Origin of the sequence: Arthrobacter sp. NicSoilC5, from assembly GCF_019977395.1 — a bacterium.
In the GTDB taxonomy this organism is placed as follows: domain Bacteria; phylum Actinomycetota; class Actinomycetes; order Actinomycetales; family Micrococcaceae; genus Arthrobacter.
This window is the reverse complement of sequence record NZ_AP024660.1, coordinates 288815-304304: the sequence shown is the minus strand read 5'-3', so window position 1 is coordinate 304304 and position 15490 is coordinate 288815. Positions and strand designations below refer to the sequence as shown.

Annotated in this window: 13 protein-coding genes and 1 pseudogene; 6 read left to right on the top strand and 8 right to left on the bottom strand. The window is 57.1% G+C overall.

Annotation, left to right across the window (positions count from 1 at the left end; genetic code table 11):
* Positions 1–22: 22 nt before the first annotated feature.
* The 5 genes from LDO22_RS01365 to kdhC all read right to left on the bottom strand — a co-directional run bounded on the left by LDO22_RS01365 (position 23) and on the right by kdhC (position 5656).
* On the bottom strand, positions 23–736 hold the full coding sequence (locus tag LDO22_RS01365) for an SRPBCC family protein (protein ID WP_224025794.1): 714 nt from the start codon (positions 734–736) through the stop codon (positions 23–25).
* Positions 737–748: 12 nt separating this feature from the next.
* Positions 749–1942: an FAD-dependent monooxygenase gene (locus LDO22_RS01360; protein ID WP_159630011.1), complete on the bottom strand. Its 1194-nt coding sequence runs from the start codon at positions 1940–1942 to the stop codon at positions 749–751.
* On the bottom strand, positions 1939–2871 hold the full coding sequence (locus LDO22_RS01355; protein WP_159630009.1) for a cyclase family protein: 933 nt from the start codon (positions 2869–2871) through the stop codon (positions 1939–1941). The genes LDO22_RS01360 and LDO22_RS01355 overlap by 4 nt, the downstream gene beginning before the upstream one ends.
* Positions 2871–3176: a Dabb family protein gene (locus LDO22_RS01350; RefSeq protein ID WP_159630007.1), complete on the bottom strand. Its 306-nt coding sequence runs from the start codon at positions 3174–3176 to the stop codon at positions 2871–2873. Before LDO22_RS01350 ends, LDO22_RS01355 begins: the two co-directional genes overlap by 1 nt.
* A gap of 95 nt (positions 3177–3271) precedes the next feature.
* Positions 3272–5656, bottom strand: coding sequence for a 6-hydroxypseudooxynicotine dehydrogenase complex subunit gamma (kdhC, locus tag LDO22_RS01345; RefSeq protein WP_224025793.1), 2385 nt, complete (start codon positions 5654–5656; stop codon positions 3272–3274).
* Positions 5657–5823: 167 nt separating this feature from the next.
* Between kdhC and LDO22_RS01340 the strand changes: the two genes are divergently transcribed.
* Together LDO22_RS01340 and LDO22_RS01335 are read left to right on the top strand one after the other, a co-directional pair.
* On the top strand, positions 5824–6927 hold the full coding sequence (locus LDO22_RS01340) for a 2,6-dihydropseudooxynicotine hydrolase (RefSeq protein ID WP_224025792.1): 1104 nt from the start codon (positions 5824–5826) through the stop codon (positions 6925–6927).
* Positions 6920–7270, top strand: coding sequence for a cupin domain-containing protein (locus LDO22_RS01335; RefSeq protein ID WP_159630001.1), 351 nt, complete (start codon positions 6920–6922; stop codon positions 7268–7270). Before LDO22_RS01340 ends, LDO22_RS01335 begins: the two co-directional genes overlap by 8 nt.
* A 38-nt stretch (positions 7271–7308) precedes the next feature.
* Here LDO22_RS01335 and LDO22_RS01330 read toward each other — a convergent pair whose 3' ends face one another.
* Positions 7309–8535, bottom strand: coding sequence for a helix-turn-helix domain-containing protein (locus tag LDO22_RS01330; protein ID WP_224025791.1), 1227 nt, complete (start codon positions 8533–8535; stop codon positions 7309–7311).
* A gap of 59 nt (positions 8536–8594) precedes the next feature.
* Between LDO22_RS01330 and LDO22_RS01325 the strand changes: the two genes are divergently transcribed.
* The 4 genes and pseudogenes from LDO22_RS01325 to LDO22_RS01305 form a co-directional block, all read left to right on the top strand.
* The gene (locus tag LDO22_RS01325; protein WP_159629997.1) at positions 8595–9779 is read left to right on the top strand and encodes a PucR family transcriptional regulator; all 1185 of its coding nucleotides are present in this window, start codon (positions 8595–8597) and stop codon (positions 9777–9779) included.
* Between the two features lie 146 nt (positions 9780–9925).
* Complete coding sequence (gene kdhA / locus LDO22_RS01320; protein ID WP_224025790.1) at positions 9926–10816, top strand: 6-hydroxypseudooxynicotine dehydrogenase complex subunit alpha; 891 nt, start codon at positions 9926–9928, stop codon at positions 10814–10816.
* Positions 10816–11298: a 6-hydroxypseudooxynicotine dehydrogenase complex subunit beta gene (kdhB, locus tag LDO22_RS01315; protein WP_224025789.1), complete on the top strand. Its 483-nt coding sequence runs from the start codon at positions 10816–10818 to the stop codon at positions 11296–11298. The genes kdhA and kdhB overlap by 1 nt, the downstream gene beginning before the upstream one ends.
* A gap of 1454 nt (positions 11299–12752) precedes the next feature.
* Positions 12753–12967, top strand: a pseudogene (locus LDO22_RS01305) (IS110 family transposase); the annotation flags it as partial.
* Positions 12968–13342: 375 nt separating this feature from the next.
* On the opposite strand, the gene LDO22_RS01295 reads toward LDO22_RS01305, so the two are convergent.
* Positions 13343–13717 carry a DUF948 domain-containing protein gene (locus LDO22_RS01295; RefSeq protein ID WP_224025786.1) on the bottom strand — a complete coding sequence of 125 codons (375 nt, stop codon included), beginning with the start codon at positions 13715–13717 and terminating at the stop codon, positions 13343–13345.
* Positions 13718–14173: 456 nt separating this feature from the next.
* Positions 14174–15451, bottom strand: coding sequence for a (S)-6-hydroxynicotine oxidase (locus LDO22_RS01290; protein WP_224025785.1), 1278 nt, complete (start codon positions 15449–15451; stop codon positions 14174–14176).
* Positions 15452–15490: the final 39 nt, after the last annotated feature.

Here is a 15490-nt window from a genome sequence, read left to right as displayed (position 1 = left end):
CAATCCACGAACATTCATCGATTCAGGACTTTCGGTTGCTTCCGGCCGCAACACCTGCCGAGAAGACTGCAATCAGTGCAGCAACGACAGAAATAATTGCAGGGAGCCATTTTCCTACTTCGGGAACCTCGAGCTGAGTGCCAGTGCCCTTTTTAGCGGCGCGGGTTTCCTTCGCCAGCTTAATGAGGTCCAGAGCTTCTTCGGGTTCCGCCTGACCAGGCTGCTTTAGTTCCCTTCCTGCGGCTCCGTCAGCTTTTGAGAGCTCTGTCGATGCTTCGCTCCGGGACTCGCTTCCTGAAGTCATCTCCACAGCCAACCTTTGAGCGAAGACTCCAAGGATGGCCGTAGCCGCCTCGTTGATCACACCTCGCCCGAACTGAGCGATTTTTCCAGTCATGTCCAGCTCCGTCTGAACAATGACGGTTGCGCCATTGGCCTCTGGCTCAAGCCGTGCGGTGATGGTCGCGGACATGTTCCCTTGCCCACGAGCATCCTTGGCACGAGCTTGGATTACTGCGCGCCGTCCCTTTTCATCGACCTCAATGAAACGGGCAACGCCAACATACTCGGCCGTAATCGGGCCGACCTTGATCTTCGCCTTGCCCTCGTACTCATCCCCGTCAACGCTGGTGATGGAAGCGCCGGGAAGCATAGGCGCGATTCGCTGCAGGTCCAGCAGGACGGGCCACGCCTCGTCCGGCGGGACAGGCACGGTGAAAGTGTTAGTCATCTCCATGATCGGTTTTCCTTAAAAGTTCTTGACTACGGATGGTTCATCCACTGCGGGGAGCCCAAATGCGAAGTCGGGGTTTCCAGGCTCAAAGCTACCCCCGTGCTGTAGACGGGACGCCATTCTTTTCACTTTCTGGAGATAGGCGTTCCCCTGCTGCAGTTGCCTGGTTTCCCACCTCTGCAGGGATTCCTGCAGATTGTCGTTCTCCGTAAAGACTTCTGCAAGAGTACGTGCGTCGTCACAGGCTTTAGCTCCACCCGCAGCAGCGTGAGGCCTTGGGGTCACCGCCGCGTCTCCAATCAACAGAACACGGCCATGAACCATGCGCTCGACAGTGGCATCTGCAACAACAGTCACAAATGGGGATGAAGCTTTGAGTACGAGGTCCCTGAAAGGCGCGAAGAGACGCTCACCCTTGCTATGGAACTGACGCAGATTGTGCGGATTCAGTGAGTTGTTGTGGACAGACGTTGGGAGCCTGATGCCGCGAACGTCCGTCATGAGTTCGTCGAGGTCAGCTCCTTCAGGGACGTTCCAATACCACTGAAAATTCAAACGCGGCGACTCTGAGTTTTCCCGGCCCGGAATGGGGTAAGCGATGAGGTGACCATCATTCAGAAGCCCATACGTGAACTTGTCGTTAAAGTAGTTCCACACATCGTCGGAAACTTCGCCCGGCTGGAGCACCCCTCGCCAGGTGACGTATCCTGCGTACTTCGGTTCAATGCCCAGCAGGCGTTTGCGAACTACTGATGCTCCGCCGTCAGCGGCGATCAACCAGTTCGCCTCGGCCTGGGTACCGTCTGAAAAGCGCAACTGTACGGCGTCGGAATCCTGGTTGAGACCGACGAGGCACTTACTGGTGTGGTAACGCTCCGGCCCAAACAGTTCGTAAAGCGCTCCGTATATCGAGTCGTAGCTAGTGAAGCGCCAGTCTGCAGGAACGGACCCGAAGCTTTCTCCAGTCAGTGCGTCGACATATTCCATGGATGACGACGGAACACTGATCGAGTCCAGCTCGACACCCTGCTCCAGCAAGTAACGAACAAGCTCCGGCTGGACGACAATGCCAGTGCCGAAGCCCGAGAGGGGCTGGGGCGACCGTTCATAGACATCGACCTCAACGCCCGCATCTCGAAGCATCAGCGCTGCCGTTAGCCCAGATATCGAACCTCCAACTACCGCAATACGTTCGGTTGTCGGGCTCATGCGTCCTTCCTTAATGCCATGGCGAGCGGACGCATTGGGGCGCCGCTTGCTCCCCGAAGACGGATAGGAGCAGCGATCAGGCAAAATTCCTTTACTCCATCCGCTGCCAGTTCCTCCAGGTTCAACAGTTCCACCATGGGCACACCTGCTTCCGCAAGGAAGTGGGTATGCCCGGGAAGCCAGTTGTCTTCATGCTCCGACGGGCCTACCTCCACGCATTCTTGGTCAGCACCAATTGCAGAAATGTTTTGGCTTGTAAGCCAGCGGGCAGCATCCAAGCTCAGTCCCGGAGGGTTTCCAAGAGTCTTAGTTCCATCCGGCCAATGACGCATACGTCCGGTACGAACCAAGGGAACATCCCCTCTCTGCAATACGAGGCCCGCTTTTTCCAGTGCCTCTTCAATATCTGCAGTGGTGATGGCGTAGGAATCAGGCAGGCACTCTACGTTCTTTAGGCCAGCAATATCCAGCAACACGCCGCGGGTGATGATTGGGGGAATCGTCTCCGCTCCACCCTTGGTCCAGGTCCGACTGCCCAAATTCTCTTCCGGTTTGTACCCGTTATAGATCTGTCCGTCGACGCCGAAGTGGTTCAGCGAATCGATGTGAGTCCCGGTGTGGGTATACATGAATACAACATCTCCGGAGTAGCACACGTGCCTGTTGACAGCCTCGCCGACACCGTTGAGGTTATCCACCACCGTGCCCTGAGGGGTGTGGCTCATGAAGATTTGGTAGCTGGGATCGCCAGCTCCCTGAAAGCTGGGCATCCCTACGAAGTAGTCAACGCTGAGGTCATAAACCCGCGAGGGGTCCGCCCGCTGAAGAACGTCTGCCCGAACAGACTCGTCGAGGAGGTTTAATGCTCCCCTCTCGTCGTCGGGGCCCCAAGGGCTAATCCCTACCTTCACGTCAGCAGTCTGGCTCATCAGAACGCCTCAACTTCGTAGTCCACTACAGCCCTGTCCGCGAACATCGGCATAAGTGTCGCAACTACCTCAAGGTGAAAGGGATCGGTGGAGTACTTGTCCAGATCAGCCCAGCTTGCAAAATCAGAAATCAGGACACCATCCCACGGCGCACCGTTATCGCCAGGGTCGCCCGAATGAGTGCCGATCTCCCAGCCTTGAATGAAACCCAGACGCGGCGGAAGGGTGTTGAGAATTTCAACAATCTCCTCCTGGTTGCTTCCTTCGGCTACGCGCCATGCAAATACGTGTCGAACTTTAGTCATCAGTTGACCTCTCATGTGTGTCTTGGATTACCCGCAGGGTTGTATGTTCAGTTTGGTAAGAGCAGCGAAGTTGTCCCACTGGCGGATGCCACAAGTTACAGTTGTGCTTTGTTCAAACCTTGACAGCGGGTGAAGATCTGCTCGGGAGTGACTGGCAGCCGGTCCGTGTGGATGCCATCGGCAATGGCATCATCTACCGCGGAAGCGATTGCCGCGCCGGCGGCAATGATGCCAATTTCGCCAAGGCCCTTGGCGCCAAAGGGATTGTCTGGCGACTTGGCATCTTCAGTTACGAAACAGTCGACGTTCGGCATCTCCTGCGCGCCCGGCAACAGGTAGTCCATAAACGAAGTCGTAATTGGCTGTCCGTCCTCTTCGTAGAGGAACTCCTCGTAAAGGGCGCCTCCAATGCCTTGCACAGCGGCACCAATGATCTGACCCCTTGTGGTCAGCGGGTTAATTACACGCCCTGCTTCCGTGGAGGTCGAGAAGCGAAGTATCTTATGGCCGCCCGTGCCAGGATCTAGTTCGATTTGCACCAGCGTCACCCCGTACGGGTAGTTCATGGCGTTGTTCACGTAGACCGCGTCCGCCGCGAGGCCCGGCTCATCATTGTCCGCCCTAGCCGTGAAAGGGTCCCTCGCCGCCGCAATCTCGTACAGCGTAATTTGCTGATCAGTGCCCTTGACCTTGAAACTGCCTGCCGCCAATTCGAGGTCTTCCGGATCAACCTCGAGCATCTCAGCTGCCAGACGCCTGGCTTTATCCACCACTGCAAGCGCCGCCTTGCGGGCAGCACCCCCAGCGAGAACAGTTGAACGGCTGGACCAGGAGCCGACGCCGTCCGGAATGAGCTCTGTGTCGCTATGGACGATGTCAATGTTTTCGGGAGCGATCTGTAGTTCTTCGGCGACAATCTGGGCCAGAACTGTCTCGATTCCCTGTCCGACCGAAGAACCTCCGGTCTTGACCGTAACGCGGCCTGCGCGGCTGACTTCGACACCACCTGTTTCGAAAAGCCCCAGCCCTGCCTTGTCCATAAGCACGCCGAGGCCTACGCCAACTTTCCGGCCCTGCGCCCGCAGTCGTTTGGATTCTTCAATCCACTCCGAAAAGTTTGCCGCCTCCAGCGCTTCGCCGAAGTGCTTTACTACATCTCCCGAGTCGAAGTGGTAAGGCTCGTGGACGATATCGAGACCAGGCGTCCACGGGAGGTCTTCCGTGGTAAGAAGGTTTCGCCGCCGGAACTCCGCCTTACTGAGACCGATTTCTTCACATGCCAGATCGAAGATCCGCTCACGAGCAAAAGTGGATTCATATCGTCCAGGTGCGCGATATGCACCGACAGGTGTTTTGTTGGTGAAGACGGCGTGCAGGGTAGCATCGTAGGCCGGAACCCGGTAGGGGCCGAACACAATGCCGGCGGTAATGTCGCTGACTAGTGGCTCGGCTTGCCTGAAATAGGCTCCATGGTTGTGGAAAATTTCGTCCTTCATGCCCAGAATTTTGCCCTCAGCATCGAGCGCGAGTTCCAGCTTATGCACCATTTCCCGAGCATGGGACGTGGATGTCATGTGCTCGGCGCGGTCCTCAGTCCATTTGATCGGGACTCCCAATGTGCGGGCTGCCCATGCTGCAACGACGTTTTCCGGGAAGACTCCGCCCTTCACCCCGAAACTGCCGCCGATTTCTACGTGTTTCATCCGGACATTGACCTCGGGAAGATTCAACATCTTGGCGATGATCCTGCGGTTGTCATGCACATGCACTGTGCCCCAGATGAATAACGTGTCCCTTGCCGGGTCGGGCTGCACCACTACGGCCCGCGGCTCCATAGGTACACCGGAATGGCGGTTCGTAACGTACTTGTGGCGGATGATGTGCTCGGCCTCGGCAAAGGCCCGGTCAATGTCGCCGTAGGCCTTTTTAATGCGTGCACCTTCATTGCCACGCCCCGGAAAAAGCTCTATATCACCGGTCAACGCTTCTTCCGGATCCAGGAGGACCGGGAGCGGCTCGTACTCGATAGAGACCAGTTCGGCCGCGTCTTCGGCAAGATAGGGATCAACGGCAAGTACGGCAACCACCGGCTGCCCCACATACTGCACCTTGTCTACTGCCAGGACGGGGTGGCTAAAGTCCTCAATATTTTCGTAAATCTCGTGGTATCCCAGCTCTTCCAAGAGGATGGAACCCAAATGCCGCGTGTGCTCAGACGTGACAACCATTCGTACGCCCGGAGTCTTTGCGGCTTCAGTGACGTCTATGGACACGATCCGCGCATGGGCCTGTGTCGAACGGACAATGCGCATATGCAATTGCCCGGGCACTCCCAGATCGCCAGCAAATGTTGCTGATCCAGTGAGGAGCCGGCGGTCCTCCCGCCGCAGAACCTCCTGGCCTATCCATGCCTGTCTGTTGCCCTTGTCCGCGTCGGCCGTGCCGGTATCAGGGATGAGCGTTTTAGCCTTTGCCATCATGGGCTCAGTATGTCACCGGGCCGGGAAGCCCGGATGTTCAGGCATTGACAAAAATACCGCCTAAGTATCCGCAGTTAGTAGGCGCCCTCGCGCCGCTTCCATAGCAAGATCATTCCGCAGACCCCTTGTGCGGGGTCACGGAAGTCTGAATTTAGGGAGACGGCAGTATGACTGTAACTTCGCAAGTGAAACCTGAAGATGAAATGCTGAACTGGGGACGCCTTATCCTTGACGGCGTTTCCTACTCGGACATGGTGGGTGCCCGCGATAGGCCTAAGGAGATTACCTGGTTTGACTACTGGATGAATCTCGCAAATGAGTACGAGCAGGAAGCGGAAAGTAAAGTGGCCCTGGGCCACGACCTGTCCGCCGGTGGGCTCCTGATGTCAGCGGCGCTGTGCGCCCAGTACGCCCAGTTCCTTTGGTTCGATGAGCGCCGACAGAAGGGCCAATCTCGAAAAGTTGAGCTATACCAGAAAGCAGCCCCACTCTTGTCCCCGCCCGCACAGCGACACGAACTGGTGGTTGACGGCATTCCGATGCCTGTTTACGTGCGAATTCCGGAAGGCCAGGGACCACACCCCGCGGTCATCATGCTCGGTGGCCTGGAGAGCACCAAAGAGGAAAGTTTCCAGATGGAAAACCTGGTGCTCGATCGGGGCATGGCTACTGCCACGTTTGACGGGCCTGGGCAGGGCGAAATGTTTGAACACAAGCGGATTGCCGGTGACTACGAAAAGTACGCGTCAGCGGTAGTGGATCTACTCATCGGACTTGAAGCAATCCGGAACGAAGCTATCGGAGTTTTGGGCCGAAGCCTGGGCGGTAACTATGCGCTCAAGTCGGCCGCATGTGAACCGCGTCTGGCGGCGTGCATTTCCTGGGGCGGATTCTCCGACCTGGACTACTGGGACCTTGAGACTCCCTTGACAAAGGAAAGCTGGAAGTACGTCTCCAAAGTTGACACTCTGGAGGAAGCAAGGCAGCACGTCCATGCTGCTCTGGAGACCCGGGACGTCCTACCAAACATCGCATGCCCTACATACATTCTGCACGGCGTGCACGACGAAGTTCCACTGTCCTTCGTGGACACTGTCCTCGAACTGGTCCCGGCAGAACACCTGACCCTGGTAGTTGAAAAGGACGGCGATCACTGCTGCCACAATCTGGGAATCAGGCCCAGGCTTGACATGGCAGACTGGCTCCAAGATGTTCTAGTGACGGGAAAGACACCTCCCCCGGCTATGAAGGGATGGCCGCACAATGGATAAGATCAGGAAAGTCAGCACGGGCACCGCCCCGCTTGAATCCTGGCAGCCGGACGGTGTAGTCGTCCATGAGGGAAGCCCGAACGGGCACGGGTTCACGCTCTTTGAACGCACTTCCTCTCCACAATTCGGCACGGGTATCTTCACTTCGCAGCCGTGCACAACAACTTATGAACTCACCGATAACGAGATCATTTACGTTGTCGAAGGCTCCGCAACGCTAACTCTTGCATCCCAGGAGCCGGTCCCTGTAACCGCCGGCGACCTGGTATTCCTTCCGAAGGGACACACGTCTACTTGGGAGTTTCACGAGCCATTCAAGGAAATCTGGTTCTTGGTGGAGTAGAAGCCGCTGGCTGGCAGCGACTCCTCAAAGGGGTTCACTCAGAGGGCGGGTTGCGGGAGACCGGGAGAATCCTCCAACCCGCCGAGCTCCAGCTTCATAGCCTCGACCATCCGCGAGAGCCTGATGGCGACGGGCAGTTCATCTCGGAGCAAGCCACGTGAACCTATTTTGCCTTCGATGAGTTTTAGACGGTAAGCGATAGTACGGCTGTGAACTCCCAGACGCTGTGCTGCCGCTGCCGCGTTCTGGCCCGAAGCAAAATATGCTTCGAGAGTTTCGACTAACCTACTTGGGGGGTCTTGGTGCAATCCGAGGCCCCCCAATTCGTCGGAAATAAATGAAGTAACGGCAGCGAGATCGCGCGTAGCCAACGCTTCAAGCATGACATCTTCATACCAGGTGACCTGGGTGCCCAGTTTTTGGGCGACCGAGTCGGCCTCCAGCGCTCGTCTGTGCGTAACTACGAACCCATCCAAGCCTTCGCTCAAAGTCCCAAACGAAATCCGCGTGTCCTTCGGTAGGTCACTTGACAGGACAACCTGCCGTGGTGATGGCAATCGACTCGACCACTCGGCCCAAATATAGCCGGTCTCATCCTCGGCTGTGATAACAAGGGGACGGATCCTAGATGCGCTGCCGAGGGTCCGAGCCACAGCCTCCACACCGTCACCGGACACAACCGCAGCAAGATGCCGGCCTGAAAGGTTATAGGAAAAAACTGTCGAATCTATTGGCAGTCCAGCGAGGAGAGCCCTCAGCGTCGAAAGCTTCCTCCGGTTTTGACTCTGCCTGGAGAATGCAGTGCTCTCCATTTGGTATGTCTCGATGATGGACGCAGAAACTCTATCGTTCCAGGCAAAATGGCTTGCACTTGCGTGCCTCAGGACGTTGGACCTTCGAACGGGATCGGTGATGATTCGGTGCGCCTCCTCAAGTAGAAACTCCCACAAAGTGGCCTGAGCCGCCCTGGATCCCCGGAGCAGGTGATGCAAGTCCACGCCGGCCCGTGCCGCCAACCTCACCTCCCGGAGAGTCTCATTGGAAGCTCTGGTTGCCCCGACCCGCCCTTGACCGATGTATTCGAGGACATCACGCAGGGAAGCTGTGATGGTTTCCGATTCTGCCTCCGTGAGGGACGAGTTACGTGTCGCGGCGGAATAGTCTTCGTACGTATACTGCAGTCTCGCCCGGATGCAGTCGTAGATTTCAGGAATCCTTGCCTTCACTGCAACGGAAAGTTCGTCCAGTCCTTCCTCAATGGTCATACACTGAGACTATCAAGGGGGCTGGTCTGTGCCGAGACCACAGCGCATGAAATAGGAACATGATCCAGACACAACATCTATCGGCAATATCGGCCGCCGTCACATCAGATATCGAACATTTGTCCGACTCGATGGTCCGCCGACTCCATGATGACGTTCAGGCCGGTGTGGGCTTAGACCCGGCACTTTCGCTGCGGCGGTCTGAGCGGCTGTCCGCCGCCCTGCTATCTATCAGCAGGGCCTTGTCCGGGTCAGATGAACCAGACGAAAATTTCCTGAGGGAGGCCACCCTTGAGGCGCGCGAAACAGCCCAAGCCGGTGTGGATCTACTCGAACTCATCCACACCTACAGGGTGCTGCAATCTGCGACCTGGGATGTGCTCCTAGACCTCACAACAACTCTTGTCCCAGATGCATCACAGCAATTAGAGATCCAGAAGTGGGTCTCCCAGTTACAGCACCGATGGCATGACGTGGTCGTTGCCAACGTCATCGACGCGTATCGTTCCGAACAGCATCGGTTCTTCTACAAGTCTGAGGATCACCGGCTGAGGAATGAGTTGCGGGACTTCATTTCAGGAAGGCGCACGGCCCGACCTAACGCTGCCTACCCCTTCGAAGGAAACCACCTGTCCGTGGTGGCCTGGGGAAATGATCCGAAGGGGATGATCACCCTTGCCGCCACCATCCTTAACAGCAATGCGCCACTGATACTGGAAAGCACCGGCGGAGCTTTTCTGGGCTGGTTGCCTGTGTCAGATGGACTGAGCTCTGCAACGCAATTGACAGAAGGCGACCTGCCCGATGGAGCACATCTTGCCCTGGGATCCCTTGACAAGGGTTTCTCCGGCTTTCGGCACAGTCACCAGCGCGCATGGAGAGCTTACAAAGTCGGCCGTCTCACGGGGGCGCGAATAACGCACTATAGCGACGTAGCTCTGGAAGCTGTCTTCGCCACAAATATGCAAGCGGTGCGTGATTTGGTCGCGCAGCAGCTGGGTCCTTTGCTCACCGATCCCCGCAAAGACATACTCTGTGATACCCTCCGGGCGTACTTCTCAGCCGGCTGCAATGCGGTAGCGGCCGCGACAGCACTCCAGGTTCATGAGCGCACCGTGGCCTACCGTCTCAGATCCATTGAAGAACGGCTTGGCATCAGCGTTGCCGAACGCCACGTGGAACTACTTGTCGCACTACGACTTTATGGTTTGCTGAAGTCAATCGCCCAAACAGACATCCTCTGAGTTAGGGCGCTCAGCATCAGCGCTGCTTGGAATTGTCTGTTCTAGGCAGGTCCGGGCACTGTTTTGTCCCATGACGCAGAGCGCAAAGCCATACCAAGGGGGCAAAGTAGTGGCATGAACAATGAGCGCGGCCGGCGGTATTGCCCGTGAAGCCACCTTCCTTCGAATACGTTGTTGCCGACTCGGTTGAGGATGCGCTCCGCCTACTCGCGGAGGGAGGCGATGACGCGAAAGTCATCGCCGGAGGTCAAAGTTTGGTCCCGCTCCTGAATTTCCGGATGGCCCGTCCCTCACTTCTGGTCGACATCAACCAGGTGCCTGGTTTGGCAAACATAAAGAAGACCGACCATGCTATGGCGATTGGGGCCTTGACCCGTCATGCGAAGCTAACGACCTCCAAGACCATTTCGCAAAACCTTCCAATCTTGTCGGAAGCGGCAGCGTGGATCGCGCACCCTCAAATTCGTACCCGAGGAACGATTGGCGGCTCTCTTGCACATGCTGATGCTGCGGCAGAGCTGCCCGTAGTCCTGCTAGCCCTTGACGCCTCCGTCACCGCACGGTCTCTACAAGGCGAGCGAAAGATTCCTATCAAGGAACTGCTAGTTTCACATTTTGTCTCGAGCATCCTTCCCGGCGAGCTCATTGTGGAGGTTAACATACCTCTGCTACCTCCCGGCACTGGTGCTGCATTTGATGAGTTCTCTCGGAGGCATGGCGACTACGCCATAGGAGGAGCGGCATCCATCGTCACCCTGGACGAACACGGCAAATGTTCGCGGGCGAGAATTACTGTCCTGGGTGGAGGATCAACCGCCATCCGCTGCCAAGAGGCGGAAAAAGTCCTAATAGACAGCACCGTGTCCAGCGCCGACGTTGCCACAGCTGCCCGGGTGGCGGTACAGGGGCTTGATCCCGTGCCCACAGTGCACGGGAGCGCTCCCTATCGCACCCAAGTTATTCGGACAATCGTCGAACGAACCCTCGCCCAAGCACGGCTCCGCGCGAGACCGACAAAGGAAAGCATGGAATACTGATGAACGCCTTTCGCCTCACGGTTGAAGTAAACGGAGTCAACCACGAAACGGACGTCGAGCCTCGTCGGCTCCTCGCAGATTTCCTACGCGATGACTTGCACCTCAGAGGGACACGGGTAGGCTGCGAGCACGGCGTTTGCGGTTCCTGCACTGTGCTGATGGATGGTCAGCCCATTCGATCCTGCACCGTGCTGGCAGTGCAGGCGAACAATGCCAGGATTGAAACAGTCGAAAGCCTACAGCAGGAAGGCGACCTTCACCCGCTACAAAGTTCCTTCTCAAAGTGCCACGCCCTGCAGTGCGGTTTTTGCACATCAGGTTTCTTGATGTCTCTTAAGCCTCTCTACGACGACGAAGACGTTACCCTCGATGAGACAACCGCTCGCGAAGCTATTTCCGGAAATATATGCCGGTGTACGGGATACCAACAAATCGTGGAAGCCACAGTAGAAGCCTTCCAATGTAGGAATCACAGCAGCTGACACGCGTCGGCCACGTCACGTCAGCGCTAACGGTCTCATGGCCGTTCGGCCATGGCCGGCACCTCCGCGCCGGTTGCGGGCTTTGAAATCAGGCAGTTGGTCTGCGAAGTAATGCGGCATCTCGTGAGGTGATAAATGCAACAGAATGCGCTCCCGGGCGGAGACGAAACTATCCGGACGCACGAACCCTGTGAGCGGCTCTGGCAAACAGTTTCGTTGCAGAAGATACTTCTCCGCGCAGCCTCCGCGTACCAAGATTCTGAGCAGGTCTCGATGTGGGAATCCTGGCCAAACAGCTGAGTGACCGGAAATCAAGGCGGCAACTGCCGAAAATAGGAAGCCACTAACTACAAGATTACTGCAAGACCAACTGGGACAGTCCCCCCACATTTTCCGGGCCAGACACGACTCCTCCTGGCTCGGGATCCACCCTCGGTCATGGACTGCGGGGAATGCAACGCCTGCATTCCCCGCAGCCTGCGTGGGCTGTGTCGCTCTGCAGGCGGGGCGACGTCTGCCGCCGGCCGTCTCCTGCAACTCGAGGAACTTGTCCCCTCCCCTGTGTTAAGCGCTACCGTAACGTTCCTTAGCGCTGCTGATGGCGTATCCAAGCCTGCATCCGAATCCAAAACGAACCCTGGTGTCAGCAATGCTCGAAAATTGAGCCATGTTGTATGGGCTGGCCGTCTAGCGGTGGTTGCAACACCTGAGCGATTATGAGTTGCAATTGGGCCAGATGAAAGGACCGGCGAGGGGTCGATGCGCTCCACCGAAGAACGCTCCCGGGCTGCTATTATCAGCTGATAAAACAGGAAATGAGCAATCCTGAAGCCTGCCGCATCGTGGGAACAAACCGTAGTTCCGGCACTCGGTGGCGGCACGGCCAAACGGTCGTCTTAAAGTCCGGAGACATCAAGACGTACGCACCGATTTCACAGCAGCGGCCTGCAGGGATCTCCGCCGTCATATCTCCGAGCCGGAACCGATTTACGATTGCGGACCTGCTGCATGCCCGGCGTAGCACCCGTGCCATTGCCCGGCAGCTCGGGTGCAGTCCGTCTACCGTGAGCACGGAGATCAGCCGCAACCTTCAAGAACCCTCTGGCAACTACCGTCCGCAGACAGCCCTGCGCAGTGCCGAGCGCAGAAGGAGTCGTCAGCGAACCGGGAAAATCGCAAGCAAAGTCCCGCCGTCGTCCGCTCCAGGAGCTGTGGGCCTTCGTCTGGAAGCACCTCGAACAGCGATGGAGCCCCCGCCAGATCGGCAACCGGCCGTGTAATGTCTTCCTGGCAGCCGGAATTGCACGTCGTGCCTGAGACCGTCTATCAGGCCCTTCACGGGCGGGGAAGCCTAAATCTAGCCGTGAATCCTGACGCGTCACTACGAACCGGGCCGACCGATCGCCAGCCACGCCGCCGGAATGAACACCGGATCAACCGCGTCGCTTCAAACCAGACTCCTGCGAACCTATTACCTCGCCGCACTCTCCAGCCTGAAGAACAGGCCGGCCTCGCGAATCTACTACGACCGGAAACGCGGAGAGGGAAAAGCGCATCAGCAGGCACTCATAGCCCTCGCCTCCACCGCATCAATGTCCTCTGGGCGATGCTCCGAGACCACACGCCCTGTCAGAAACCAATCCCAAGAATCAGCGCTCAAGCTGCTTGACAGAAAGATTGAGATTTCCACTGCCCTGGCATTAGTTTGCTGGTGACTTCTTCGGGTCTGTCACGGATCATGACCATGTCGGAGAATGCTACGCTCCGGTTTCGAGGCGCCCAGCCAGGAGAAGAACAAGGCACTCGAAGCCTAGTAGTCACGGTTTCTCCTGAGCGCGCCGCGAAGTTCGGTGTCCCGTTCGTGCATTCCGACGCGGACCGCGTCGGCAAAATCATGCATCGCGTCAGTGAATCGGCCTACTACTCGATGCCAGCCCACACACCCGGGTCCGGTCTTTTTTGCATCCACTTGCCGAAGGGCAATGACTGCAATAAGCATGCCGGTTCCCATCCAGATAAATCGGTTCATACTGGCCTCCGAACTTTAGCGGCTTCGTCGGCCTGTAGCCGGCATAGGGTGTTTCGCTAAAGCGGTTCTGACACCATGACTGAAAGCCGCCATTCTGATCAAGGGTGCTCCGACACTGGCCGTGACCAGGGAGGTCAAGGCGGAGAAGTCGGCACTAACATCAGAGACATTCGACGCAATGCCGTCCACTTTCCTAAGTTGCTGATTGGCGGTGGCCACAATAACTGTGGCCCCATCCATTATCGGAATCGCGCCGTCGCTCAACGACCTAATCGCAATTCGTACCTCGTCTAGTACCTGGCCGAGTCTCATGATCGGCACTGCAAGCAGTAGAACAAGCAGCGCAAAGACCCCAGCGGAAATCAGACCGGCTATAGCACCGATAGACATCAAATTCATCTCCTAGAAGTGAACGGGGTGAGAACAAAACTGCCTGTGTATAGGAAAGGGATGTGAAGCATCGAATTTCATGTGAACCGGCGAGGTCCGAGGACGACCAGGCGAAGCAGCAACTCTCACGGGCGGAGGCAGTGGTTCGGTTCCTGCAGGGGCGCGGCAAGGCCCTGAGCAGGAAACTTGGTTACCAGACAGATACCAGAGACCCTCCCTGGAGCAGGAGGATCATGAGGCGGGATCGGGGGCACCATTGGGTTAGAGGATCACGCTACACCCAAACGCCTAAACCTAATATTTGATCCCGACAGAACGCCATCGGCCATCATTCCTGATGGCCGATGGCGTTGATGGAACCGTGCAACTGCATTCTTGTCAGCGTTTTTGGCCGGATGGCTGCCCCGGCTGCGAGCGAACCATAAGCGCCGGGGAGAGCATCAGGAAGCCCTCGTTCTACGAATGCAGAATCGCGTTGACCGCCGAGTCAGCGGTTTCCAGCGCGCCCTCAATATATCCCGGGAACCCCAACGACACATCGGATCCTACAAAATAAACACGGCCTGCCGGTTCACCAAGTTCCTTGTGTACTCGACTGAACTGTCCCACTCGAGGTGAGACCCAGGGCCCTTCGAAAAGTGGGTCTTTGATCCAGTCGTGATAATCGATGCCGAGGACTTCAACCTCCGGTAGATAGTAGTGCACGGCGTCCTTGACAGCACTGAGATCGGTAGGATCGAAGGATCCCGAGTCGGTGAACGCCACCAACAGTCGTTCGCTTTCCGACACCTCGCAATAGTCGTAAAGCGTGGGAAAAATTCCGTCTCCGACGCATTCGATTCCGGCTTCCGCTCCCCGCACGTGAATCAGAATTTTAAGTCCGCGGCCACCGTGCCCTTCCTCAATTACTGACCGCCGGTTTTCAGGTAGGGCCGGGGTGAAAAGAATCCTCCGCCAAGTGTTCATTGGGGTAGCAACTACCACGGAACGTGCTTGGAAGGCGTCCCCGCTTTTGAGGGTCACGTGCACTGCATCGCCTGACTGATCTATGCCCGTAACGACGCTCTGCATCCTGATTTCAGGAATGTCGTGGCTCATGGCGTCGACCAGGTCAGCCGAACCATTGGCAAATACTTCATCCAGCGAGAAAAGCACGCCGAGGATGCTGTAGTGATGTGCTGCAACAAGTTGCAACGCCCACAACGCGGATGACTGGTCAGCAGGCTGACCCAGCATGTTCCACGCCCAGGCGAGCAAAAACTGCCTGGAAACAGGGGGCAGGTCGAGCCCGTCGACGTACTCGATGAGTGGGACGTCCAGGTCCTCAAGGTCCTGGTTCTCCAACCCCTTTTCCAGGTCAATTCTGTGCGCATCCCGCAGCAAAGTGTAGGTGGCTGCTTCCACTGCAACTGCTTCCGAACCAGGAATAGGAAATGCCTGATTCAGTGCAGTCGGGCCCAAACGATGCCTAAACGAGGTGAACTCGGTAGCAGCCGCCGTGGCAATTCCGTACCGGTCCAATTCAGCTGCCAGCCGCGGGTGGTGCTTTCGGTGTAGGTACGCTCCACCTATCTCGACCTGCAGGTTGGGTACATTCCGGGACTCCCGGGAATACGCTCGCCCTCCAAGGCGGTCGCCCCCTTCAAGGAGAAGTACTTTTTGGCCTGCATTGGTAAGGTCACGTGCTGCTTTCAGGCCGCTAAAACCGCCACCAACCACAATTGCGTCATACAAATTTTGCCTTCTTTCACATGTCCTGGACTTTGGGATTTG

What these genes read in the sequence shown, in the direction of transcription:
- LDO22_RS01365 (WP_224025794.1), bottom strand. Translation starts at nt 736, where the DNA reads ATGGAGATGACTAACACTTTCACCGTGCCTGTCCCGCCGGACGAGGCG.
- LDO22_RS01360 (WP_159630011.1), bottom strand. Translation starts at nt 1,942, where the DNA reads ATGAGCCCGACAACCGAACGTATTGCGGTAGTTGGAGGTTCGATATCT.
- LDO22_RS01355 (WP_159630009.1), bottom strand. Translation starts at nt 2,871, where the DNA reads ATGAGCCAGACTGCTGACGTGAAGGTAGGGATTAGCCCTTGGGGCCCC.
- LDO22_RS01350 (WP_159630007.1), bottom strand. Translation starts at nt 3,176, where the DNA reads ATGACTAAAGTTCGACACGTATTTGCATGGCGCGTAGCCGAAGGAAGC.
- kdhC (WP_224025793.1), bottom strand. Translation starts at nt 5,656, where the DNA reads ATGATGGCAAAGGCTAAAACGCTCATCCCTGATACCGGCACGGCCGAC.
- LDO22_RS01340 (WP_224025792.1), top strand. Translation starts at nt 5,824, where the DNA reads ATGACTGTAACTTCGCAAGTGAAACCTGAAGATGAAATGCTGAACTGG.
- LDO22_RS01335 (WP_159630001.1), top strand. Translation starts at nt 6,920, where the DNA reads ATGGATAAGATCAGGAAAGTCAGCACGGGCACCGCCCCGCTTGAATCC.
- LDO22_RS01330 (WP_224025791.1), bottom strand. Translation starts at nt 8,535, where the DNA reads ATGACCATTGAGGAAGGACTGGACGAACTTTCCGTTGCAGTGAAGGCA.
- LDO22_RS01325 (WP_159629997.1), top strand. Translation starts at nt 8,595, where the DNA reads ATGATCCAGACACAACATCTATCGGCAATATCGGCCGCCGTCACATCA.
- kdhB (WP_224025789.1), top strand. Translation starts at nt 10,816, where the DNA reads ATGAACGCCTTTCGCCTCACGGTTGAAGTAAACGGAGTCAACCACGAA.
- LDO22_RS01295 (WP_224025786.1), bottom strand. Translation starts at nt 13,717, where the DNA reads ATGTCTATCGGTGCTATAGCCGGTCTGATTTCCGCTGGGGTCTTTGCG.